Here is a 21,423-nt window from a genome sequence, read left to right as displayed (position 1 = left end):
CCGCGCCGGGCGGCCTCACCTGGCTTCCGGCGGGTCCGCCACGACCTCCGCCCACACCGTCTTCCCGATGGGCGTGCGGGGTGCCGTCCCCCACCGTGCGGCGAGCACCGCCACCAGGAGCAGGCCCCGCCCGGACTCGTCCTCCGGCCCGGCGACGGTCTCCGAACCGAACCGGGGCTGCCGCGTGGACGCGTCCCCGACCTCGATACGGATCAGCCGAGTGCGTACGTCGAGGGTGAGCCGGAGGTGGAAGTCCCGTCCGGGCAACCGGCCGTGCTGTACGGCGTTGGCGGCCAGTTCGGCGACCAGGAGTGAGACCGTCGCGGACGTGTCCGACGTCGGCGGATAGCCCCACTCGGCCATGCGGCACACCGTCAGATGCCGGGCGAGACGGGCACCCCGAGGTGACGAGGTGAACTGCATGGTGAACAGGGGGCGTTCGGTCGCCGCGGGTTCCTTCGACGCGGGTTCCTTCGACGCAGTGCCGTCCATCGCATCCCTTTCCTAGCCGCGAGCGCGACCCGCAGCGTGTGCGAGCCGTGACGTTACGTACACAAGGGTCGTCAAACGGGCCTACGCTCAAAAGGGGACCGAGCCTTACCGTGCGGACCGTAAGGAATGGAAGTAGCGCCTTGGCCAAGGAAATTGACCCGGAATCGTCCATGGCGGCCCTCTTCGGTTCGCGCGTGCGCAGACTCCGTACGGCGGCGGGGCTGACCCAGGCGGAGCTGGGCGCGAAGACGCACGTGGTCGCCTCCCGGATCACCCAGATCGAGCGGTGCTCGGGGGCGAAGCCGACCCTGGAACTGGCCCGCGTTCTTGACGAAGTCCTGGGCGGAGACGGGCTTTTGGTGGACCTATGGCCGTACGTCTACCGGGAGGCGTTCCCCGACTGGTCGCGGGCGTTCATGGCGCACTCGGAGAGGGCCGTCTTCATTCGCGAGTACGGGGCGCACCTCGTGCCTGGCCTCTTGCAGACGGAGGATTACGCACGGGCCGTGCTCAGCGTCGGGCTGTCCCTCCAGGGCGAGGACCACCTGGAGGAGCGGGTGTCGGCGCGACTCGGTCGACAGGAGCGGCTGACCTCGTCCGACCGACCCGCGCTGTGGGTCGTACTGGACGAGGCGGTGCTACGGCGACCGGTCGGCGGATGGGCGGTCATGCGAGCCCAGTTGGCGCGTGTGCTGGATGCCGCCTCCGACCGTCACATCACGGTGCAGGTGTTGCCGTTCGAACAGGGTGAGCACGACGTGATGGGCGGCTCGCTGACCATCCTGGAGCTGCCGGACGGCAGCGAGGTCGCCTACACGGAAGGCGCCCACTACGGCCAGCTCGTGGAAGAACCGGCAGAGGTCGAGCGCTTTCGGCTGTTTTACGATCGGCTCCGGGCGGCAGCCCTGCCCCCGCTCATGTCACTCGACATGATCCGATCAGTAATGGAGGGCAATCACCGTGACGCGAACACCCCGTCCCGAACTGAACGGCGCCGCCTGGCGCAAGAGCAGTCACAGCAATCAGGAGGGCGGCAACTGCGTCGAGGTGGCAACCGGAATCCCCGGCATCGTCCCCGTCCGTGACAGCAAGGCCCCGGACGGTCCGTCGCTCGCCTTCGCGGCGGGACCCTGGGCCGTATTCATAGGCGAGTTGAAAACCCGTCACCGCACCTGAGCCGATCAGGGACCGGCTCCGGACGGCGTCCCGGCTGTCGGCCCTACGGTGGCGTCTCGCCGGGCGGGGGCCCGTACTGAGTGGGCTGCTGCCCGTACTGCGTCGGCGGGTAGCCCTGTTGGGGCGGATAACCGTACGGCTGCTGCGGTGGGACCTGCTGTTGCGGTGGCGCGTAGCCCGTCGTGACGGTCTTGCGGCCCATGGCTGCGGCGATCGGCCATCCCGTGACTGCCCACAGGCCGCAGCTGATGATCGTCAGAAACACGTGCAGGCCGTGGTTGGCGCCGCGCCTCTCGACGTAGCGGTGTGGCTGCTGATGCATGCCCTCTCCCCCTGGAACGGAGAGCCAGCGTGGCACGGAGGTGGGCGCTGTGCGGCGAAACCGTGAGGCTTCAACCTGACGAGTGACTGCCAGCCCTTCTGCCACTTGTATCAGTGCCGTCGCAGTGCCGGGCAGCGGGTGTTGGACGGTTTGTCGGCGCACTGGCGCCCAGCGCCCCTCGACGGAGTCGGCAGTGGGCGGCGGCTCACCACCAAGACGCGGGATAGACCTCCTGCTGCAAGCGGGAGGAGATCATCTGCACCACGACGAGCAGCACCGCACCGGCGGCAAGCAGGGGCACGAAGTGAGTGGCCGGCGGGTGGGCAAGCATGATCATGACGGCGGTCGCCATGGCCGGCGGGTGGGCCGCTTTGAGCGCCAGCACGAGTCCGCAGGCGATGCCGCAGGCCACGGCGGCGGCCCAAGGACCGTGCCAGCCGAGGGCGAGCACCGCGAAGCAGACGAGGCAGGCCAGCATGTGGCCGCCGATGACATGGCGGGGCTGAGCGAGAGGCGAGTGAGGGGTCGCGGTGACGATCGCCATCGTGGCCGCGAGCGGCGGTACCAGCGCCGTCTGTTGTGTGAGCGCCCCCACGGCCACCAGCACGGTCAGCCCGACCGATGTGGTGATGGCCGCCGACGCGACTGTGCGCCGGGGAAGTCGCGGCTCGTCGGGTTTCCACCAGCGGTTCGCAGGCCGCTTCGCCGGGCGCTCTGGGACGTCCGCTGCAGCCGGTTCCTCCCGCGCGTCAAACGCCATGAAGGCGGGATTCCTGTCGGAAGGTGCGGACTGCAGCCGCAGGACAGCCCAGCTCAGGCGGGGCGCACACCTGCGGGGCACACACCTGCGGAGCGCACGAAATCAGCACGGGAACTCCTCGCAGCAGTCCCCGCCTCCGGCCACGGCGGCTCGTCGTCCGTGAAAACGGGGATCATCCCCGGCATCGTGACCTTGCCGACCGACACCCGTCCAAGATCGCCTCGTTATCGCTCGATCGAAAGCCTCTATCGAAACCGCTCGTGCCAGGTCACCTGGCCACCGACTGGGCTGCTCAGGCGGGCTGTCAGCCCCGCAGCCCCCGGCTCCGTCATGCCGCCTCCCCCGTGGCGTGTGGCATGTCGCACATGGCCGCACCAGTGTCCGGTCTCCGGGACGGTGACGCCAGGCGTGCGCCCGGTCGGACCTCACTCGGCGGCCTCCCCGTAAGCATCGCGTTACGGCAGCCGCCCCGGCCGTCAAGCATGCGTCAGCGGGACCCCCCGTACCCCCTCACCCGGGCATAGCTTTCGACGAAGCGCCGGGCCGGTGGAGCAGAACACCGGCATCCGCATCGGCAGCGCGGCGCACGTCGTCTTCGTCAAGGAGCTGCACGATGTCTCCAGTGGACCGTTCCGAGGACCCCGAGCCTTCTGAACCCACCCCGGCCGGACTTCTCTTCGTACCTGTCCGGTCGGGGCCCGCGGGCTGTACGGCCCGGTTCTTCCGCACTCCCCTGGGCGGCCGTACGGCCGTCGGATTCACCTCGGCGGCGAAGCTCACCGCCACCCTCGGCACGGAACAGGCCTGCGTCAGGCTCTCCGAACGCGCGCTGCGCTCGCTCGCCGCGCCCCTGGGCGTCACCGCCCTCACCGTCGACCCGCCGTTCTCCGCCCCGGCGCCCTCCGCGACCCCGGTGCCGGAACGAGAGCACACCTGGCGCGACTGGCACCCCCAGCACGTCGGGGCCCTGCGCGTGACCGGCGCCGCCGCCGTCATCGCGTATCTGAACCTGCTGATCGGCTGAGGAGACGTCATGTCCGTAACTGTTCTCCAGGAAGGTCCCGGCGCCGCCACGAGCGACACCGACGACGACCTGTCCGTCTGGCCCCGCTCCGCCCGCCGTGAGCCCGACGGGGACGTCTCCGTCGGCGGCGTCTCCCTCACCGAGGCGGCCGACCGCTTCGGCACCCCCGTGTACGTGCTGGACGAGCAGGAGGTCCGGGAGCGCTGCCGTACGTACCGCACGGTGTTCCCCGAGGCCGACATCGTCTACGCGGCGAAGGCGTTCCTGTGCCGTGCGATGGCGCACTGGGTGCGGGAGGAGGGCCTCGGCCTGGACGTGTGTTCGGCCGGGGAGCTGGCGCTCGCCGTCACCACCGGGTTCCCGCCGGAGAAGATCGTGATGCACGGCAACGCCAAGAGCCCCGAGGACCTGCGCACCGCGCTGCGCCTCGGCGTCGGGCGCATCGTCGTGGACAGCACCTCGGAGATCGCCCGGCTGGCCGCGATCACGCCCGACGGCACCCGGCAGAAGGTCATGGTGCGGGTGGTGCCCGGCATCGCGGCCGGCGGCCACAGCAAGATCCGTACCGGCACCGAGGACCAGAAGTTCGGTCTGTCGATCACGGACGGCTCGGCGCAGCACGCGGTGGCCCGGATACTCGACCAGCCGCACCTCGAACTGGTCGGCCTGCACTGCCACATCGGCTCGCAGGTCACCGCGGTCAAGCCGTACGTCGCCGCCGTGCGCCGCATGACCGGGCTGATGGCCCGGATCCGGGACCAGCACGGCATCACCCTGCCGCAGCTCGACATCGGCGGCGGGCACGCCATCGCCTACCGGCCCGGCGAGGACAGCCTCGACGTGGACGCCCTGGCCGGCCGGGTCCGCGCCGAGCTGGCGGACGGCTGCGCGCGGGCCCGACTGCCCCTCCCCCGGCTCACCTTGGAGCCGGGCCGGGCGATCGTCGGTCCCGCCGGAGTCGCCGTCTACCGGGTCCTGTCGGTCAAGCGCACCGGGGACCACGTCTTCGTCGCCGTCGACGGCGGGATGAGCGACAACCCGCGGCCCGCGCTGTACGGCGTCCGGTACGCGCCCCGGCTCATCGGCCGCCCGTCCGCCGCCGCGCCGCGCCTGGTCACCGTCGTGGGCCGGCACTGCGAGGCGGGCGACATCCTCGCGGACGAGGTGGCGCTCCCGGGTGACGTACACCCCGGCGATCTCCTCGCCGTCCCGGCGGCCGGCGCCTACCACCTGTCCATGGCCTCCGGCTACAACCTCGTCGGCCGGCCCCCGGTCGTCGCCGCGTCCGAAGGCATCGCCCGCGTCCTGATACGCCGCGAGTCACTGGACGACATGAGCCGCCGGGACGTCGGCCTGTAGGCCAACTCCCGCAACTGCACCGGTCCTTCGCCGAGCTCCCCCGGCGGAGGGCCGGTCGACGGGGGGGCTTTCTGCTCGCCCGGCCTCTTCGGACAGGCGCGGCGCCCTAGTCTTGGCTCCTGGGCAAAGCGCGTTCAGGGGGACGATGTTGTGCTGCACATGCCGCTGCACCGGGAGTTCCGGTACATCCATGAGCCGTTGCCCGCCGGTGACAGGGCCATCCCCGCGCTGGGGCACGAGTCGCTGGTCGAGGCGCTGAAGGAGCGGCTGACCTACTCGCACGGCGGCGCCTTCCTGGTGAGCGGCTTCCGCGGGGTCGGCAAGTCGACCCTGGTACTACGGGCGCTGGCCGAGGCCACGGCCGCGCAGAGCACCCGGGACGTCATGCTGGTCGTCCACCTCAACGTGGCACGCTCCATGACGACCGATCAGCTGCTGTTCGCCGTAGTGCGGCGCATCTTCGAGACCCTCGACGACCGCGACCTGCTGGCGCGGCTGCCGCGCGAGGTGCAACGGTCGCTGCTGCTTGCCTACTCACGTACGTCGCTGTCCTTCACCCAGACCCAGTCGGAGAGCACGGAGCGCGGCACCAGTCTGGGGCTCGCCCCGCAGCACCGGCTGGCGCCCACCATGAACTTCAACAGCCGCCGTACCCGCTCGCAGGCCACGGAGGCCGCGTTCCTCGCGTACTCCGAGACCGACGTCGAGCACGACCTCGTCCGCATCGTCCACCTGCTCAACGGCAGTGAGGGCCGGACCGGACAACGCCCGCGCTCCCGGCGGCTGTTGCGGCGATGGCGACGGCAGGAGACCGCGCGGTTACGGGTGCACCCGGTCGTCGTCCTCGACGAGGTCGACAAGCTGACCGACAACAAGGACGACGCGATCGCCCTCTTCGAGGGGCTGTTGGGCCGGATCAAGAACGTACTCACCGCGCGCGGCGCGCACTTCATCATCGTCGCCGGCCCCGATCTGCACGACCGCGCGATCCAGGACGCCGACCGCGGCAACGGCGTGTACGAGAGCGTCTTCGGCTGGCGGATGTACGTGCCGTGTCTGTGGGAGGCGCCCGAGCGGCTGGTGAGGGGCCTGGTCGAAGCGGGCCGGGACCAGGCGCCCCGGCCCGACTGGGGTCCTCCCGCTCCGGCCCCCACGGGAGTGAACGGCGCTCCGGGCACGTACGCCGGATACCCGCCCGAGACCACGTACCGCATTCCGCGGACGTCGCTGGACGAGGTACGGCTGGCCCGGTTCATCGGATATCTCAGCTTCAAGGCGCGCGGCGTACCGCGACGGCTGCTCCAGGAGTTCAACTCGCTCGTGGTGTGGGAGGACGGCAGCCCCTCGCTGAGCGTGAGTGAGAGCGACTGGGCGCGGATCGACTTCTACGCACGCCTGGAAGGGGTGGTGTCCGAGGCGATCGCCTCGGGCGATCCCGAAGGACCCGCGCGGGTCGTGATCGACGACGACCGACGGCGGCTCGGCGGCTACCACGTGGTGGACTGGGCGTTGCGCAGCGAGGGCAGGCCCTTCACCTCCACCGATGTCACGGGCGCCCAGGGGATCGATCCGCTGCTGCGGATGGCGCCACCCGCGGTCGAGCGGCTGGTACGGCATCTGGTGCGGGCCGGCATGCTGGACGTGGTGAGCGAGCCGGGCCGTCCCGACGCCACGCGGTACGGCGGCGCGGAGTCCGCGCTCGCCTACTACAAGCTGTCGGACGCCTACAAACGCCAGCTCGCCGGCTTCGTGCACAGCAGCGAGAGCGAACGGGCCGATCTGGGGATCGTCTCCCCGCTGCCCGAGCCCGGCCCGTACGGCTCGACCGTGAGCGTTTCCGCCGACCCGCCTTTTTCGCCGGGGCCTGGCTACGGCTTCCCCCAGCCCGGTGCGACACCACCGCCGTACGGACAGCGGTCCGGGTACCCGGAGCCCGCGGCGCGCGCCGCCGCGCCGCCCCCCGCCGGGATCGGCACGCCCGCGGTCGCCGTACTGGCCGAGCGGTACGAGATGAGCAGCCTCCTCGGCCAGGGCGGTATGGGCGCCGTCTACCGGGGGCGGGACCTGCTGACCGGGCAGTCCATCGCCATCAAGGTCCTGCACAACTCGGCGCGCCACGACGACCAGATGCTGGCGAGGTTCCAGCGTGAGGCCCAGGTGAGCCGTCAGCTCAACCATCCGCAGATCGTTCGCACGCTCGACGCGCTGGGCAGCGCGGACACCGAGCCCGCGCTGATCATGGAGCTGGTGGAAGGGCCCTCTCTGGGGGACGTGCTGAGCCGGCGCGGCGCTCTGCCCGTGGGACTGGTCGCGCGGATCGGCCGGCAACTGGGCGAGGCTCTCGCCTTCATCGACGACATGGGCATCTCGCGGATCGACCTCAAGCCGAGCAACGTACTGCTCCATGCCGACCGTGGCGCTGTGATCATCGACCTGGGAATCGCCCGGTCGCTGGCGGACGCCACGGAGGTGACCGTCGCGGGAATGGTGGTCGGCACACCGGGCTACATGGCGCCCGAGCAGGCCCGGGGCGCTCACACGGACATCCGGACGGATCTCTACACGCTGGGGATCCTCATGTACCAGTGCCTGGCCGGATCACTGCCGTGGAACGAGTCGTCGGCGCTTCACATGCTCTACGAGATCGCGAACACGGACGTGTCCGTGGACGCCCTGCCCGCCTCCGAGGAACTCCGTCTGCTGCTCCGCCGGACACTCGCCCGCTCACCCGACGACCGTCCGCAGAACCCCGTGGACTTCCTGGCCGGGCTCGCCTCGACACCGGAGGCGCGGCTGGAGACGGGCCTCGAGGACCTGTGGACGCCGGAGCGGACACCGGTGACCGACCTCGACGCCGGATGGGACACCGTCGACTGACACCGCCTCCCACATGGATCTCAAAGCACTCGTCCCGGGGTCTCCCACACACCGCGCCTAACGTACGGGGCGCCACGTGGAGCCAGGTCTCGTCCAGAGCCGGGTCTCAGTCAGACACGGGGCGGTCCCCGGACTCCCTCAGTGGAGGAGTCCGGGGACTTCGTCATGGGCGGCTCTCAGCCAACCCCCAGCTTTCGCCAAGCCGACGCTCATGAAGAGGGGGGAGAGTCGGCGTCATGGCCGAGCATCGCGAGCCCCACGCCCCCCACCGGCTCCTCGTCGTCGAGGACGAGCCGAGCATCCGCGCCCTGCTGGAGTCCACACTGCGGCTCAGCGGCTACGCGGTGAGCAGCGTGGAGTCGGGCGCCGCCGCACTGCTGGAGACCGAGCGGTTCGGCCCCGACCTGGTGCTGCTCGACGTGATGCTGCCGGACCTGGACGGCTTCGAGGTGACCCGGGCGATGCGGGCGGGCGGCAAGAAGACCCCCGTGCTGTTCCTGACCGCGCGCACCGACCTGTCCGACCGCATCGACGGGCTGCGGGCCGGCGGCGACGACTACGTCACCAAGCCCTTCAGCCTCGAAGAGGTGCTGCTGCGGATCCAGGCGATCCTGCGCCGCACCGGCGCCGAGGAACCGCCCCCGGGCGAGGCGGACGAGGACGACGAGAGCATCCTGCTCTTCGCCGACCTGCGGCTCGACGAGCGGGCGTACGAGGTGTACCGCGCGGAGCGTTACGTGCCGCTGTCGCCCACCGAGTTCCAGCTGCTCGCCTACCTCATGGCGAACGCCAACCGGGTGCTGACCAGGGCACAGATCGTGCAGCACGTGTGGGGGTACGACTTCGCCGGTGACGTGCGGATCGTCGAGACGTACGTGAAGTACCTGCGCAAGAAGATCGACTGCGTCGAACCGCCGCTGATCCACACGGTGCGCGGAATCGGGTACTCGCTGCGGCTGCCGCGCGACCACACCCCGCGGACCGCCGAGACCGCCGAGACCGCCGAGCGGTGAAACGGCCCGTCTCCCTGCGGGGCCGGCTCGTCCTCGGTCTCGCCGTCGTCGCCACCACCGCGGTACTGGCCGCCGAGGTCGTCGGCTTCGTCGTGCTGCGCTCCTGGATGATGGACGGCCTAGACGAACAGCTCACCCACTTCAACACGCCCCGGAAGGCGTACCAGGACGCGGCGAGCGACGACGGGTTCCCGAGCAGGTTCACCACCCCAGGGGCGCTGCCCTCCGACTACCGGGTCTACTTCTACGGCGCCGACGGCCGCCTCCTGAGCGCCTCGCTGGGTGACCAGCAGCCGACCGAGCCCGAGCTGGCGTCCACCCTCGACGGCCTGGGCCTGACCGTGGACCGGCCCGCCACGGTGCCTGCCACCTCGGGCGGCGGGCGCTGGCGGATCGTCGTGCGGGACGGCCCGCACGGCATGAAGGCGGTCGTCGCGCTGCCGCTCGCCACCATCGACGGCGCCACCTCCAAGATCCTCTACGTGGACGGCGCGCTGCTCGCCCTCACCGTCACCGGCGTCGTACTCCTCGGCCGCTGGGTCGTACGCCTCGGACTGCTCCCCCTCACCCGCATGGAACGCACCGCCCAGGACATCACCGACGGCGACCTCGATCTGCGGCTGCCCGACACCGACGCGCGCACCGAGACCGGGCGGCTCGGCCGGGTCCTCAACACCATGCTCGAACGGCTCCAGGGCGCCCTGCGAGAGCGCGAGACCTCCGAGGCCCGGCTGCGCCGCTTCGTCGCCGACGCCGGGCACGAACTGCGGACGCCGCTCACCGCGATCCAGGGCTTCGCCGAACTGGCGCTCCGGCACGAACAGCGGTCCGCCGCGGGCCGCCGCGAGGCGAACCGGCTCATCGCCCAGAACGCCGAACGCATGGGCCTCCTCGTCGACGACCTGCAACTCCTCGCCAAACTCGACCAGGAACCGTCGTACGGCTGTGAACCCGTCGACCTGCTGTCCCTGGCCGCCGACGCGGTGAGCGCCGCCGCACTGGGCGACTCCGGCCGCCGGATCGGCCTGGGCCCGCTGCGGACCTCGAAGGAACCCGGGGAAAAGGACGGGGAAGAGGACGGGGAACTGGAGCTGGTGGAGGCTCTCGGCGACCCGCACCGGCTGCGGCAGGTCGTGGAGAACCTGCTGTCGAACGCACGCGCCCACACTCCCCCCGGCACCCCCGTCCACGTCCGCGTCGGCACCGCCCTGGTCGCCCCGGACACCGGCGGCGCGGACCGGCCGGGACGCGCCGGCGCCTCCCCGCCGCTGGCCCCGGGCACCGCCGTGGGAATTCTGGAGATCGCCGACGCCGGCCCGGGCCTGGCCCCCGAAGAGGCCCAGCGCGTCTTCGAACGCTTCTACCGCGTGGACCGCTCCCGGTCCCGCTCGCACGCCCACGACCAGGGAGGAAGCGGCCTCGGGCTGTCCATCGCCGCCGCCATCGCCCAGGGCCACGGGGGCCGGCTGGAGCTGGACACCGCGCCCGGCGAGGGGTGCACGTTCCGGCTGGTGCTGCCGGAGGCGGGGCGCCCTTGAGGGTTTCCCGACGTGATTGCAGGGCACACGCAGTTGTTCCGAGACCGGCGGCAGGTGAAGAGCGATCCTTTTCATGACGAGTACGACGAGTGCGACGAGCACGACGAGTGCGACAGCGAAGTCCGCGAGTACGGCGAGTACGGGAACCACCGCCGGCCGGGGCTTCCCCTCAGCCATGCAGCGCGCCGGGCGGGTGAGCGGTCTCGACGGGCTGCGCACCCTCGCCGTCGCCGTGGTGCTCGTGTACCACGTGAGACCCGAGGTGCTGCCGGGCGGCTCCGTGGGCGTGGACGTCTTCTTCACCATCAGCGGCTTCGTGATCACCCGGCTGCTGCTCGCCGAGTACGCCCGTACCGGAACGGTCGGTCTCTCCGCGTTCTACCGGCGGCGCTGGCGGCGGCTGGTGCCGGCGCTGTTCGCCCTGTGCGCGGTGTGCGCGGTGCTGGCGCTCACCACGTCGTTGCGGGGCTTCGACGGCTCTCTCCTGGCGGTCGGGCTCGCGGCGACGTTCGTGGTGAACATCGTGCGGGCCGCGCAGCCCGGCGTGTACTCCGACGTGACGGGGCCGCTGGCGCACACCTGGTCACTGGGGGTGGAGGAGCAGTTCTACCTGATCTGGCCGCCCGTGATGATCCTGCTGCTGCGCCGGCTGCGGGCCCGTACGGTGCTGATCGCCACGGCCGTGCTCTGCGCACTGCCTGTGCTGTGGCGCTTCAGCCTGTGGGCCCCGGACGCGGCGCACCGGGTCTACAACGGCACCGACACCCGCGCCGACCAGTTGCTCGCGGGCGCCCTGGTGGCCGTGGTGCTGGCCCGGCTGCCCGCCGGTGACCCGCGTCTGGAGCGGTTCCGCCTCTGGGCGGGCCGGCTGGCCTGGCCCGCGCTGGGCGCACTGGCGCTGGTCGCCTGGCAGGTACCGATCACCGGCGTCTCGGGCTGGTGGACCCCCGCCTGGTACACGGTCGGTTTCCTGGCCGTGGCGGTGGTCTCCGCCACCCTGGTCGCGGGCCTGGAGCTACGCCCGCACGGAACGCTGTCCCGACTCCTGTCCCTGACTCCGCTGTCCTGGACAGGCCGCAACCTCAGCTACGGCATGTACCTCTGGCACTACCCCATCGCCCGCATGCTGGGCCTCCTGGGCGTCGACACCTGGCAACTCCCCGCCACCGCCGCCCTCACCGTCCTGGCAGCCCTGATCTCCTACTACGCCGTCGAACGCCCGGTCCTGCGCCGCGGCCGGAAGAAGAGCGCCGCACCAGCGCCCTCCGCTCCCGCCGCCGCCGAGGCCGCCTAGCGCCTTTCAGGACACGACCGTCGCCGTGTCCTCGGAGTCCGTCGGTGCCCGCCCGGCCCCCGCAGACCGCAGTGTGAGCACCATGGTGAGTCCGCCGCCGGGGGTGTCCTCGGCGTCGAGGGTGCCGCCCATGGCCTCGGCGAAGCCGCGGGCGACCGCCAGGCCCAGGCCGACGCCCGCGCCGCGCGGAGCGTCACCGTGGCGCTGGAAGGGTTCGAAGATCCGGTCCTTGGCCTCGTCGGGAACCCCGGGACCGCGGTCCACCACGCGCAGCTCCACCCGGTCCGCCAGGGTGCTGGCGGAGACCAGGACCGGTTCGTCGGAGGGGCTGTACTTCACCGCGTTCTCCACGAGGTTGGCGACCCCGCGCTCCAGGAGCCCGGGGTCGACGACGACCATCGGAAGGGTCTCGGGGATGTCCAGTCCGACGCTGCCCTCGGGTACGCCGCCGAGTGCCATCGGGACCACCTCGTCGAGGTCGATCTCGCGGATCAGCGGGGAGACGGTGCCGGTCTGGAGGCGCGACATGTCCAGCAGGTTGCCCACCAGGTGGTCGAGCCGGTCGGCGCCGTCCTCGATGCCCTCCAGCAGCTCCGCCTGATCCTCCTCCGACCAGGCCACGTCGTCCGAACGCAGGGAGGAGACCGCCGCCTTGATGCCCGCGAGGGGGGTTCGCAGGTCGTGGCTGACGGCCGCCAGCAGCGCCGTGCGGATGCGGTTGCCCTCCGCCAACTCCTTGGCCTGGCCCGCCTCGTGCTGGAGGCGCTGCCGGTCCAGGACCACCGCGGCCTGCGCGGCGAAGGCGGCCAGCACACGCCGGTCGGAAGCCGGCAGCACCCGCCCCGACAGCGCGAGCGCCATGTGGTCGCCCACCGGCATGTCCACGTCCGCGTACTCGGGTCGGACACACGGACTCGGGCCCACACTCCCCGCGCAGGTCCACGGATCGACATCGCTCTCCCGCTCGAGCAGCGCCACCGACTCCATCCCGAAGGTCTCCCGGACCCGTTCCAGGAGCGCCTCCAGGCTGTTCTCGCCGCGCAGCACACTGCCCGCCAGGAACGAGAGGATCTCCGACTCGGCACGCAGCCGCGCCGCCAACTGCGTGCGGCGGGCCGCCAGATCCACCACCGACGCCACCGAGACGGCGACCCCGAGGAAGATCACGATGGCGACGATGTTCTGGGGGTCGGCGATCGTCAGCCGGTGAATGGGCGGCGTGTAGTAGTAGTTGAGAAGCAGCGAGCCGAAGGCCGCCGAGGCGAGCGCCGGGTACAGGCCGCCCAGCAGGGCCGCCGCCACCGTCGCCGTCAGGAACAGCAGCATGTCGTTGGCGAGACCGAGGTCCACCGTGTTCAGCAACAGGGTGAGGGCCACCGGGCCGAGCACGCCGACGAGCCAGCCCCAGATGAGCCGGGAGCGCCCCAGCCGCGTACCCCGGCCGGCCGGCAGTCCGCGGCCCTTCCCCGCCTCGCCGTGGGTGATGAGGTGCACGTCCAGGTGGGGCCCCGACTCGCGGGCCACCGTGGCACCGACGCCCGGGCCGAAGACGTACTGCCATCCCTTGCGGCGGGACACCCCGAGGACGATCTGCGTGGCGTTCACCCCGCGCGCGAACTCCAGGAGCGCGGCCGGGACGTCCTCGCCGATGACGTGGTGGAAGGTGCCGCCGAGGTCCTCGGCCAGGGTGCGCTGGACGGCGAGTTCCTTGGGCGAGGCGGAGGTCAGGCCGTCGCTGCGGGCGATGTAGACGGCCATCACCTCCCCGCCCGCACCCTTCTCCGCCAGCCGCGCGGCCCGCCGGATCAACGTCCGGCCCTCCGGACCGCCGGTCAGGCCGACGACGATCCGCTCCCGGGAACCCCAGATCTTCGACACCCGGTGGTCGGTGCGGTACTCGGTCAGGTACTCGTCGACCCGGTCGGCCACCCACAACAGCGCCAGCTCACGCAGCGCGGTGAGGTTGCCCGGGCGGAAGTAGTTCGACAACGCCGCGTCGACCTTGTCGGACTTGTAGATGTTGCCGTGCGCCATCCGACGGCGCAGCGCCTGCGGCGACATGTCCACCAGCTCTATCTGGTCCGCCCGCCGCACCACCTCGTCCGGAACGGTCTCCCGCTGCCGCACCCCCGTGATCGACTCCACCACATCGCCCAGCGACTCCAGATGCTGGATGTTCACCGTCGAGACGACATCGATACCGGCCGCGAGAAGCTCCTCCACGTCCTGCCAGCGCTTGTCGTTCCGCGAACCCGGCACATTGGTGTGCGCGAGCTCGTCCACCAGGGCCACCTGGGGGCGGCGGGCGAGTACCGCGTCCACGTCCATCTCGCTGAAGACCGTGCCGCGGTACTCCAGCTCCCTGCGCGGGACCTGCTCCAGGCCGTGCAGCATCACCTCGGTACGCGGCCTGTTGTGATGCTCGACGAACGCGACCACACAGTCGGTCCCGCGTTCGACACGCCGGTGCGCCTCGGAGAGCATCGCGTACGTCTTGCCGACGCCCGGTGCCGCGCCGAGGTAGATCCGAAGTCTGCCGCGTCCCATGGTCCTTCCGGTCCCCTCGTCCCTCTCAGGCCTCGAAGCGGTAGCCCATCCCGGGCTCGGTCCCGCAGATGGTTGGTCTTGTCGCTGTGGGAGGCGCCCCAGACCTCCTGGAGGAGCCGGCGCCTGCTGACGAGCCGGCCCGGATTGCAGACCAGGATGTCCAGCGGATGCCACTCGGGGGCGGCGTGGGCCTCCCAAGTCGTACGTCGGGGGCACGGGTGCCGGATGCGGTGCGGGAGTCGGCGGATCCGGAGGGTTTCCCCGGGCGCCGACTCCCGCGTACCGCACGTGAGTCCGTCAGCTCTTGGCCACAAGTCCCTTGAGCGCGATGTTGAGTTCGAGGACGTTGACGGTGGGCTCGCCGATGAAGCCCAGGGTGCGGCCGTCGGTGTTCTCGTCGACAAGCTTCCGCACCTCGGCGACGGGGAGGCCGTTCTTCTCCGCGACGCGGTGCACCTGGATGTCGGCGTACTCCGGGGAGATCGCCGGGTCCAGGCCGGAGCCCGAGGACGTCACCGCGTCGGCGGGTACGTCCGAGGCCCTGACCGTGTAGCCGGGCACCGAGTTGTCCTTGATGACGGCCTTCTTGGCGGCGGTCACCCAGTCGATGAGGTCCTTGTTGTCGCCGGAACGGTTGGTGGCGCCGGACAGGATCAGGCTGTACTGGGTGTTGACGCTGTTGGTGCCGAGGCCGTTCTGCGGGCGGCCCTGGAACCACTTCAGGTCGGGCTCGGGGGTCTCGTCGCCCTTGACCGGCAGGTTGTACGCCTGGCCGATCAGGGACGAGCCGACGACCCTGCCGTCCGCCTTGATCTCCGAGCCGTTGGCCTTGTCGTTGAACAGTCCCTGGGCGACACCCGTGACGGCGAGCGGGTAGATGACACCCGTCACCAGGGTGAGCACCAGCAGAGCCCGCAGGCCGGCCCAGAGCAACCGGGCAGTGTTCGTAACCGAGTTGTTCATGGTGATCAGCACGCTTTCGAGAAGTTACAGCCCGGGGATCAGAGAGATGAGCAGGTCGATGACCTTGATGCCGATGAACGGGGCGATCAGACCGCCGAGCCCGTAGATCCCCAGGTTCCGCCGCAGCAGGCGGTCCGCGCTCACCGGCCGGTACTGCACGCCCCGCAGGGCGAGCGGGACCAGCGCGATGATGATCAGCGCGTTGAAGATGACCGCGGACAGGATCGCGGAGTCGGGCGAGGACAGGTGCATGATGTTGAGCTTGTCCAGGCCCGGGTAGACCGCCGCGAACAGCGCCGGGATGATCGCGAAGTACTTCGCGACGTCGTTGGCGATGGAGAACGTGGTCAGCGCGCCACGGGTGATCAGCAACTGCTTGCCGATCTCCACGATCTCGATGAGCTTGGTGGGGTTGGAGTCCAGGTCCACCATGTTCCCGGCCTCCTTGGCGGCCGAGGTACCGGTGTTCATGGCCACACCCACGTCGGCCTGCGCCAGTGCCGGGGCGTCGTTCGTACCGTCACCGGTCATCGCGACGAGCTTGCCGCCGGCCTGCTCACGCTTGATGAGCGCCATCTTGTCCTCGGGAGTCGCCTCCGCGAGGAAGTCGTCGACGCCCGCCTCGTCGGCGATCGCCTTGGCCGTCAGCGGGTTGTCACCCGTGATCATGACGGTCTTGATGCCCATGCGGCGCAGTTCGTCGAACCGCTCGCGCATGCCTTCCTTGACGACGTCCTTGAGGTGGATGACGCCGAGGACGCGGGCACCCCGCGTGTCCTCGACGGCCACCAGCAGCGGCGTGCCGCCCGCCTCGGAGATCCGGTTGGCGAGGGTGTCGGCGTCGGCGGAGATCTCGCCGCCCCGCTCCCGCACCCAGGCGATGACCGAACCGGCCGCGCCCTTGCGGATCTTCCGCCCGTCGACGTCCACACCCGACATCCGGGTCTGGGCGGTGAAGGCGATCCACTCGGCGCCGGCCAGCTCGCCCTGGTGCCGCTCGCGCAGCCCGTACTTCTCCTTCGCCAGTACGACGATGGAGCGGCCCTCGGGTGTCTCGTCGGCCAGCGAGGAGAGCTGCGCGGCGTCGGCCAGCTCGGCGTCGGCGGTGCCGGTCACCGGCACGAACTCGGACGCCTGACGGTTGCCGAGGGTGATGGTGCCGGTCTTGTCGAGGAGGAGGGTGGAGACGTCACCGGCGGCTTCGACCGCCCTGCCGGACATGGCCAGTACGTTCCGCTGCACCAGCCGGTCCATGCCCGCGATGCCGATCGCGGAGAGCAGGGCGCCGATCGTGGTCGGGATCAGACAGACCAGGAGGGCGACCAGGACGACCATGGTGAGGTGCGTGCCCGCGTAGTCCGCGAACGGCGGCAGGGTGGCCACCGCGAGCAGGAAGACGATGGTGAGGGACGCGAGCAGGATGTTCAGCGCGATCTCGTTGGGCGTCTTCTGCCGTGCGGCGCCCTCGACCAGGGCGATCATGCGGTCGATGAAGGTCTCGCCCGGCTTCGTCGTGATCTTGACGACGATGCGGTCGGAGAGGACCTTCGTGCCGCCGGTGACGGCCGAGCGGTCGCCGCCGGACTCGCGGATGACGGGCGCCGACTCGCCGGTGATGGCCGACTCGTCGACGCTCGCGACACCCTCGACGACGTCACCGTCGCCGGGAATGATGTCGCCCGCCTCACAGACGACCAGGTCGCCCACGCGCAGTTCGGTGCCGGGCACCTGCTCTTCCACGGAGCCGTTGAGGCGCCGGGCGACCGTGTCGGTCTTGGCCTTGCGCAGGGTGTCGGCCTGCGCCTTGCCGCGGCCCTCGGCCACCGCCTCCGCCAGGTTGGCGAAGATGACGGTCAGCCACAGCCAGGCGCTGATCGTCCAGCCGAACCAGTCGCCCGGGTCCTTGAACGAGAAGACCGTCGTCAGCACCGAGCCGACGAGGACCACGAACATCACGGGCGACTTGACCATGATGCGCGGGTCGAGCTTGCGGCAGGCGTCGGGCAGCGACCTGAGCAGCTGCTTCGGGTCGAAGACACCCGCGCCGACCTTGCTTTCGTCCTTGTGGCCGGTCGGCACATCGCTGTGCGGCGCCCGGGTCGGAGTGGCTGTGGACATCGAGCCCTCTTCTTTGTGCGTTTTCGCTGTCCGGGTGCTCATGACGCCAGCCCTTCGGCCAGCGGGCCCAGCGCGAGCGCCGGGAAGTAGGTCAGTCCGGTGATGATCAGAATCGCGCCCACCAGGAGACCGGTGAACAGCGGCTTCTCGGTGCGCAGGGTGCCTGCCGTGGCCGGCACGGGCTTCTGCTCGGCGAGCGAGCCGGCCAGGGCCAGTACGAACACCATGGGCAGGAAGCGGCCGAGGAGCATGCAGAGACCCAGGGTGCTGTTGAACCACTGCGTGTCGGCGTTCAGACCGGCGAAGGCCGAGCCGTTGTTGTTGGCGGCCGAGGTGTAGGCGTACAGGATCTCGGAGAAGCCGTGCGCCCCGCTGTTGGTCATCGAGTTGCCCGGGGTGGGCAGCGCCATCGCCGCGGCGGCGAAGACGAGCACCAGCGCCGGGGTGATGAGGATGTAGCAGGCCGCGAACTTGATCTCGCGGGTGCCGATCTTCTTGCCCAGGTACTCGGGGGTGCGGCCGACCATCAGACCGGCGATGAACACCGCGATGATCGCCATGATCAGCATGCCGTAGAGGCCGGATCCGGTACCACCGGGCGCGATCTCGCCGAGCTGCATGCCCAGCATGGTGATGCCGCCGCCGAGGCCGGTGAACGAGGAGTGGAAGGAGTCGACCGCGCCGGTCGAGGTGAGCGTGGTCGCCACCGCGAAGATCGACGAACCGCCGACGCCGAAACGGTTCTCCTTGCCTTCCATCGCACCGCCGGCGATGTCGAACGCCGGGCCGTGGTGGGCGAACTCGGTCCACATCATGAGGGCCGTGAAGCCGATCCAGATGGTGACCATCGTCGCGAGGATCGCGTAGCCCTGCCTGACCGAGCCGACCATCCTGCCGAAGGTCCGGGTGAGCGCGAACGGGATCAGCAGGATGAGGAAGATCTCGAACAGGTTGGAGAACGGGGTGGGGTTCTCGAAGGGGTGGGCCGAGTTGGCGTTGAAGTAACCGCCGCCGTTGGTGCCCAGCTCCTTGATGGCCTCCTGGGAGGCGACCGCGCCGCCGTTCCACTCCTGCGAGCCGCCCATGAACTGGCCGACCGCGTGGATGCCGGCGAAGTTCTGGATCGCCCCGCACGCCACCAGGACGATCGCGGAGACCACCGCGATGGGCAGCAAGATGCGGATGACACCGCGCACCATGTCGGCCCAGAAGTTGCCGAGCTCACCGGTGCGCGAGCGGGCGAAGCCGCGCACCAGCGCCACCGCGACGGCGATGCCGACCGCGGCGGAGACGAAGTTCTGCACCGCGAGACCGCCGGTCTGTACGACGTGGCCCATGGCCTGCTCGCCGTAGTACGACTGCCAGTTGGTGTTCGACACGAAGGACGCGGCGGTGTTGAACGCCTGGTCCGGGTCGATGGAGGAGAAGCCGAGCGAGCCGGGCAGGATGCCCTGGACGCGCTGGAGGAGGTAGAGGAAGAGGACGCCGACGGCCGAGAAGGCGAGGACGCTGCGCAGGTACGCGGGCCAGCGCATCTCGGTGTTCGGATTGGCGCCGATGCCCTTGTAGATCCACTTCTCGACGCGCAGGTGCTTGTCGGAGGAGTAGACCCGGGCCATGTAGTCGCCGAGGGGACGGTAGGCGAGTGCCAGTGCCGCTATCAGCGCGACCAGCTGGAGCACGCCGGCGAGGACGGGTCCCATGTCAGTGCTCAGAACCTCTCCGGGAAGACGAGGGCAAGGACGAGATAGCCCAGCAGGGCGACGGCCACGACGAGGCCGACGATGTTTTCGGCGGTCACAGCTTCGTCACCCCCTTGGCGACGAGGGCCACCAGCGCGAACACCGCGATCGTGGTGACGACGAAGGCCACGTCGGCCATCGTGAGCTCCTAGAGATGAGGTTCGGGATCGAGCGGACTCAGTAGAGGTAAACGCCTCGCCGGCCGGATCCAGCCACCGTTGACGGGTCCCATACGGGTCGCGGTGCGCCTTTGACGCATCCCTTACGGGCGTGTTTCAGGTGAGGTTCCGGAAGCCGTCCCCCGCTCGCCCTCCGCGAGCGGCACGGCGCCGCGAGCGGGCGGCCCGGCGGCGCGAGCGGGCGGCCCGGCGGCGGCGAAACGACTCGGACACGACGCTATGGGGCGGTCCGGGGCTCGGCGCCCGGGGACGATCCGAACGAGTGGGACGCGGGACGCGAGGGTCACCCGCCTCCGGGAGACGTGGGCGCCCGTGGCCCTTGTCGCGACCTTGACGCCGGCTTCCGTCAGAGAGCCGTCAAGGGGTGCTGCCCCCGACGTCCCAGATCCCTACCTTCGGCCGTATGGAACGCCGCAACGAGACACGCGACGCGGTCGGCGCGGTCGCCCAGGCACCCGAGGAGGTGGCGTACGACCGCCGCTGGGCCCAGGACCTGCGCGGCTCGGTCCGCTGCTCCGCCGTACTGCTCGCCCTGCTCCTGCTGATCGACGCCGTAGCGGGCACCCTCTCACCGCCGCGGGCCGCCCTGTGGGTCGCGCTCGCCGTACTGCTGTTCCTCGTGCTCTGCCCCACCCGGGTCGCCGTGGGCGAGGGCTGGCTGTCCGCCCGCGGACTGCTGGGCACCCGCCGGGTACGCACCGACCGGCTGGTGTCGGTGCGCTGCCTCGACGGCGTCGGACAGCGGCTCGTCCTGCGGGACGTCTCCGGCGCCCGCGTCGAGATCGACCCCCGTGTGCTGGTCACCAACCCGCCGCTCTGGCACCGCCTCGACGAGGACGCCCGCCGCTCCGCCCTGCGCGGCTCGCTGGTCTGTGGGGGGACGGCGCTGCGCCTGGTCTCGGAGCGGATCGACCGGGAGACGGCGATGACGGTGTTCAAGGTCTCGCGGCTGGAATAGGGCCATGCGCGTCCGCCGTACCCGGGGATGCCAGACTGGCCGTATGACGACAAAGGTTTACTTCGACATCAGCATCGGCGGCGAGCCCGCCGGACGGATCGTCTTCGATCTGTACGACGACGTGGTTCCGAAGACCGCGGAGAACTTCCGCGCCCTGGCGACCGGCGAGAACGGCTACGGCTACGCGGGTTCCAAGTTCCACCGGATCATCCCCCAGTTCATGCTCCAGGGCGGTGACTTCACCAGGGGTGACGGCACCGGCGGCAAGAGCATCTACGGCGAGAAGTTCGCCGACGAGAACTTCACGCTCAAGCACACCAAGCCCGGCCTGCTGTCGATGGCCAACGCGGGGCCCAACACCAACGGCTCGCAGTTCTTCGTCACGACCATCGTGACGGACTGGCTGGACGGCAAGCACGTCGTCTTCGGCGAGGTCACCGAGGGCTTCGACCTGGTCAAGAAGATCGAGGGCTACGGCAGCCGCAGCGGCACGCCGAGCACCACCGTGGAGATCACGAGCAGCGGGGTCCTCTGACCTCTCCCGTGAGGTGATCCGGGGCCGGCGTCAGAGACGCGCGGAGGCGGTGCGGCCACCTGCGACACGCAGGAGGTCCACCTCTCCCACGTCGCTGCCGCCGGCCCCCGCGCTCCGACCGAACGGAGCGAGGCGTGCGGGGCGGCCGGTCGTCGCGGGGCAACCGGCGTCGGCCGGGGAGAGACGGTCACGCCAGGCGTGCGGGAGGGTGAACCTCGTCCCGCGAGCGCTCCCCCCGCTCCGCGAACGGCAGCGACAGCCCCCCGCCCGGGGTGTACTCCGGCACCAGCGTCCCGTCCGTCGCCTCCGTCAGCCCCCGGGACAGCTCGAGCCCGAGGCCCACATCTACTTCGAGTGGACCGAGGGCAGCCCTTTCACCAACTTTCTGCGCTTCTTCCTCTTCGGCCAGGGCGAGGTGGCGCCGGTGACCCGGGAGGTGCTGCGTGAGGCGGAGCCCGACCGCGCACGCCGCCCCCGGGTGCACGTCGGCTAGACGGGCGCCCGGGGGCGGCGGGGTGGTGCGGCT

The 21,423-nt window shown here is 70.6% G+C and carries 19 protein-coding genes; 11 read left to right on the top strand and 8 right to left on the bottom strand.

Translation table 11 applies throughout. The features are described from left to right. Window positions 1-15: 15 nt before the first annotated feature. Window positions 16-492, bottom strand: coding sequence for an ATP-binding protein (locus tag ACIBLC_RS31360; protein ID WP_399214710.1), 477 nt, complete (start codon window positions 490-492; stop codon window positions 16-18). Between the two features lie 170 nt (window positions 493-662). Here ACIBLC_RS31360 and ACIBLC_RS31355 point away from each other — a divergent pair, with 170 nt between their 5' ends. Continuing rightward, window positions 663-1,577, top strand: coding sequence for a Scr1 family TA system antitoxin-like transcriptional regulator (locus tag ACIBLC_RS31355; RefSeq protein ID WP_399214827.1), 915 nt, complete (start codon window positions 663-665; stop codon window positions 1,575-1,577). Next, window positions 1,540-1,668, top strand: a complete 129-nt coding sequence (locus ACIBLC_RS31350) for a DUF397 domain-containing protein (protein ID WP_399214709.1) — start codon at window positions 1,540-1,542, stop codon at window positions 1,666-1,668. Before ACIBLC_RS31355 ends, ACIBLC_RS31350 begins: the two co-directional genes overlap by 38 nt. 43 nt (window positions 1,669-1,711) lie before the next feature. On the opposite strand, the gene ACIBLC_RS31345 is transcribed toward ACIBLC_RS31350, so the two are convergent. Both ACIBLC_RS31345 and ACIBLC_RS31340 read right to left on the bottom strand, forming a co-directional pair. Continuing rightward, complete coding sequence (locus ACIBLC_RS31345) at window positions 1,712-1,990, bottom strand: hypothetical protein (protein ID WP_399214708.1); 279 nt, start codon at window positions 1,988-1,990, stop codon at window positions 1,712-1,714. Between the two features lie 205 nt (window positions 1,991-2,195). Then, a complete protein-coding gene (locus ACIBLC_RS31340) occupies window positions 2,196-2,750 on the bottom strand; it encodes an HPP family protein (RefSeq protein WP_399214707.1) in 555 nt (184 codons plus the stop codon). Between the two features lie 613 nt (window positions 2,751-3,363). Here ACIBLC_RS31340 and ACIBLC_RS31335 point away from each other — a divergent pair. The 6 genes from ACIBLC_RS31335 to ACIBLC_RS31310 all read left to right on the top strand — a co-directional run bounded on the left by ACIBLC_RS31335 (window position 3,364) and on the right by ACIBLC_RS31310 (window position 11,855). Next, window positions 3,364-3,774, top strand: a complete 411-nt coding sequence (locus ACIBLC_RS31335) for an SAV_915 family protein (protein ID WP_399214706.1) — start codon at window positions 3,364-3,366, stop codon at window positions 3,772-3,774. Window positions 3,775-3,783: 9 nt separating this feature from the next. Further along, window positions 3,784-5,133, top strand: coding sequence for a diaminopimelate decarboxylase (gene lysA / locus ACIBLC_RS31330; RefSeq protein ID WP_399214705.1), 1,350 nt, complete (start codon window positions 3,784-3,786; stop codon window positions 5,131-5,133). 159 nt (window positions 5,134-5,292) lie between these two features. Then, window positions 5,293-8,010, top strand: a complete 2,718-nt coding sequence (locus ACIBLC_RS31325) for a protein kinase (RefSeq protein WP_399214826.1) — start codon at window positions 5,293-5,295, stop codon at window positions 8,008-8,010. Window positions 8,011-8,246: 236 nt separating this feature from the next. After that, entirely contained in the window at window positions 8,247-9,023 is a 777-nt protein-coding gene (locus ACIBLC_RS31320; RefSeq protein ID WP_399214704.1) for a response regulator transcription factor, read from the top strand. Continuing rightward, on the top strand, window positions 9,020-10,561 hold the full coding sequence (locus ACIBLC_RS31315) for an ATP-binding protein (protein ID WP_399214703.1): 1,542 nt from the start codon (window positions 9,020-9,022) through the stop codon (window positions 10,559-10,561). The genes ACIBLC_RS31320 and ACIBLC_RS31315 overlap by 4 nt, the downstream gene beginning before the upstream one ends. A 73-nt stretch (window positions 10,562-10,634) precedes the next feature. Beyond that, complete coding sequence (locus tag ACIBLC_RS31310) at window positions 10,635-11,855, top strand: acyltransferase family protein (RefSeq protein WP_399214702.1); 1,221 nt, start codon at window positions 10,635-10,637, stop codon at window positions 11,853-11,855. Between the two features lie 6 nt (window positions 11,856-11,861). On the opposite strand, the gene ACIBLC_RS31305 is transcribed toward ACIBLC_RS31310, so the two are convergent. The 5 genes from ACIBLC_RS31305 to kdpF all read right to left on the bottom strand — a co-directional run bounded on the left by ACIBLC_RS31305 (window position 11,862) and on the right by kdpF (window position 19,284). Next, window positions 11,862-14,402 carry an ATP-binding protein gene (locus ACIBLC_RS31305; protein WP_399214701.1) on the bottom strand — a complete coding sequence of 847 codons (2,541 nt, stop codon included), beginning with the start codon at window positions 14,400-14,402 and terminating at the stop codon, window positions 11,862-11,864. A gap of 297 nt (window positions 14,403-14,699) precedes the next feature. Beyond that, the gene (locus ACIBLC_RS31300) at window positions 14,700-15,365 is read right to left on the bottom strand and encodes a potassium-transporting ATPase subunit C (protein WP_399214700.1); all 666 of its coding nucleotides are present in this window, start codon (window positions 15,363-15,365) and stop codon (window positions 14,700-14,702) included. 24 nt (window positions 15,366-15,389) lie between these two features. Further along, the gene (gene kdpB / locus ACIBLC_RS31295) at window positions 15,390-17,483 is read right to left on the bottom strand and encodes a potassium-transporting ATPase subunit KdpB (RefSeq protein WP_399214699.1); all 2,094 of its coding nucleotides are present in this window, start codon (window positions 17,481-17,483) and stop codon (window positions 15,390-15,392) included. Window positions 17,484-17,521: 38 nt separating this feature from the next. Further along, entirely contained in the window at window positions 17,522-19,186 is a 1,665-nt protein-coding gene (kdpA, locus tag ACIBLC_RS31290; protein WP_399214698.1) for a potassium-transporting ATPase subunit KdpA, read from the bottom strand. Between the two features lie 8 nt (window positions 19,187-19,194). Further along, window positions 19,195-19,284 (bottom strand): K(+)-transporting ATPase subunit F, encoded by a 90-nt coding sequence (kdpF, locus tag ACIBLC_RS31285; RefSeq protein WP_033264828.1) that lies wholly within the window; start codon window positions 19,282-19,284, stop codon window positions 19,195-19,197. A gap of 523 nt (window positions 19,285-19,807) precedes the next feature. On the opposite strand from kdpF, the gene ACIBLC_RS31280 reads away from it, so the two are divergent. From ACIBLC_RS31280 to ACIBLC_RS31270, 3 genes are all read left to right on the top strand, one after another. Continuing rightward, a complete protein-coding gene (locus tag ACIBLC_RS31280; RefSeq protein WP_399214697.1) occupies window positions 19,808-20,362 on the top strand; it encodes a hypothetical protein in 555 nt (184 codons plus the stop codon). A gap of 43 nt (window positions 20,363-20,405) precedes the next feature. Beyond that, window positions 20,406-20,897 (top strand): peptidylprolyl isomerase, encoded by a 492-nt coding sequence (locus ACIBLC_RS31275; RefSeq protein ID WP_399214696.1) that lies wholly within the window; start codon window positions 20,406-20,408, stop codon window positions 20,895-20,897. Window positions 20,898-21,105: 208 nt separating this feature from the next. Then, the gene (locus tag ACIBLC_RS31270; protein WP_399214834.1) at window positions 21,106-21,390 is read left to right on the top strand and encodes a hypothetical protein; all 285 of its coding nucleotides are present in this window, start codon (window positions 21,106-21,108) and stop codon (window positions 21,388-21,390) included. Window positions 21,391-21,423: the final 33 nt, after the last annotated feature.

It is taken from the genome of Streptomyces sp. NPDC050535, from assembly GCF_044457665.1.
Classification (GTDB): domain Bacteria; phylum Actinomycetota; class Actinomycetes; order Streptomycetales; family Streptomycetaceae; genus Streptomyces.
Note: the sequence above shows the minus strand (reverse complement) of the source record. Positions and strands in the feature narration are given on the sequence as shown.

Bases quoted from the DNA above. Each gene is read 5' to 3' on its own strand.
- ACIBLC_RS31360 (WP_399214710.1), bottom strand. From the start codon at position 492: ATGGACGGCACTGCGTCGAAGGAACCCGCGTCGAAGGAACCCGCGGCG.
- ACIBLC_RS31355 (WP_399214827.1), top strand. From the start codon at position 663: ATGGCGGCCCTCTTCGGTTCGCGCGTGCGCAGACTCCGTACGGCGGCG.
- ACIBLC_RS31345 (WP_399214708.1), bottom strand. From the start codon at position 1,990: ATGCATCAGCAGCCACACCGCTACGTCGAGAGGCGCGGCGCCAACCAC.
- ACIBLC_RS31340 (WP_399214707.1), bottom strand. From the start codon at position 2,750: ATGGCGTTTGACGCGCGGGAGGAACCGGCTGCAGCGGACGTCCCAGAG.
- ACIBLC_RS31335 (WP_399214706.1), top strand. From the start codon at position 3,364: ATGTCTCCAGTGGACCGTTCCGAGGACCCCGAGCCTTCTGAACCCACC.
- lysA (WP_399214705.1), top strand. From the start codon at position 3,784: ATGTCCGTAACTGTTCTCCAGGAAGGTCCCGGCGCCGCCACGAGCGAC.
- ACIBLC_RS31325 (WP_399214826.1), top strand. From the start codon at position 5,293: ATGCCGCTGCACCGGGAGTTCCGGTACATCCATGAGCCGTTGCCCGCC.
- ACIBLC_RS31320 (WP_399214704.1), top strand. From the start codon at position 8,247: ATGGCCGAGCATCGCGAGCCCCACGCCCCCCACCGGCTCCTCGTCGTC.
- ACIBLC_RS31310 (WP_399214702.1), top strand. From the start codon at position 10,635: ATGACGAGTACGACGAGTGCGACGAGCACGACGAGTGCGACAGCGAAG.
- ACIBLC_RS31305 (WP_399214701.1), bottom strand. From the start codon at position 14,402: ATGGGACGCGGCAGACTTCGGATCTACCTCGGCGCGGCACCGGGCGTC.
- ACIBLC_RS31300 (WP_399214700.1), bottom strand. From the start codon at position 15,365: ATGAACAACTCGGTTACGAACACTGCCCGGTTGCTCTGGGCCGGCCTG.
- kdpB (WP_399214699.1), bottom strand. From the start codon at position 17,483: ATGTCCACAGCCACTCCGACCCGGGCGCCGCACAGCGATGTGCCGACC.
- kdpA (WP_399214698.1), bottom strand. From the start codon at position 19,186: ATGGGACCCGTCCTCGCCGGCGTGCTCCAGCTGGTCGCGCTGATAGCG.
- ACIBLC_RS31280 (WP_399214697.1), top strand. From the start codon at position 19,808: ATGGAACGCCGCAACGAGACACGCGACGCGGTCGGCGCGGTCGCCCAG.
- ACIBLC_RS31275 (WP_399214696.1), top strand. From the start codon at position 20,406: ATGACGACAAAGGTTTACTTCGACATCAGCATCGGCGGCGAGCCCGCC.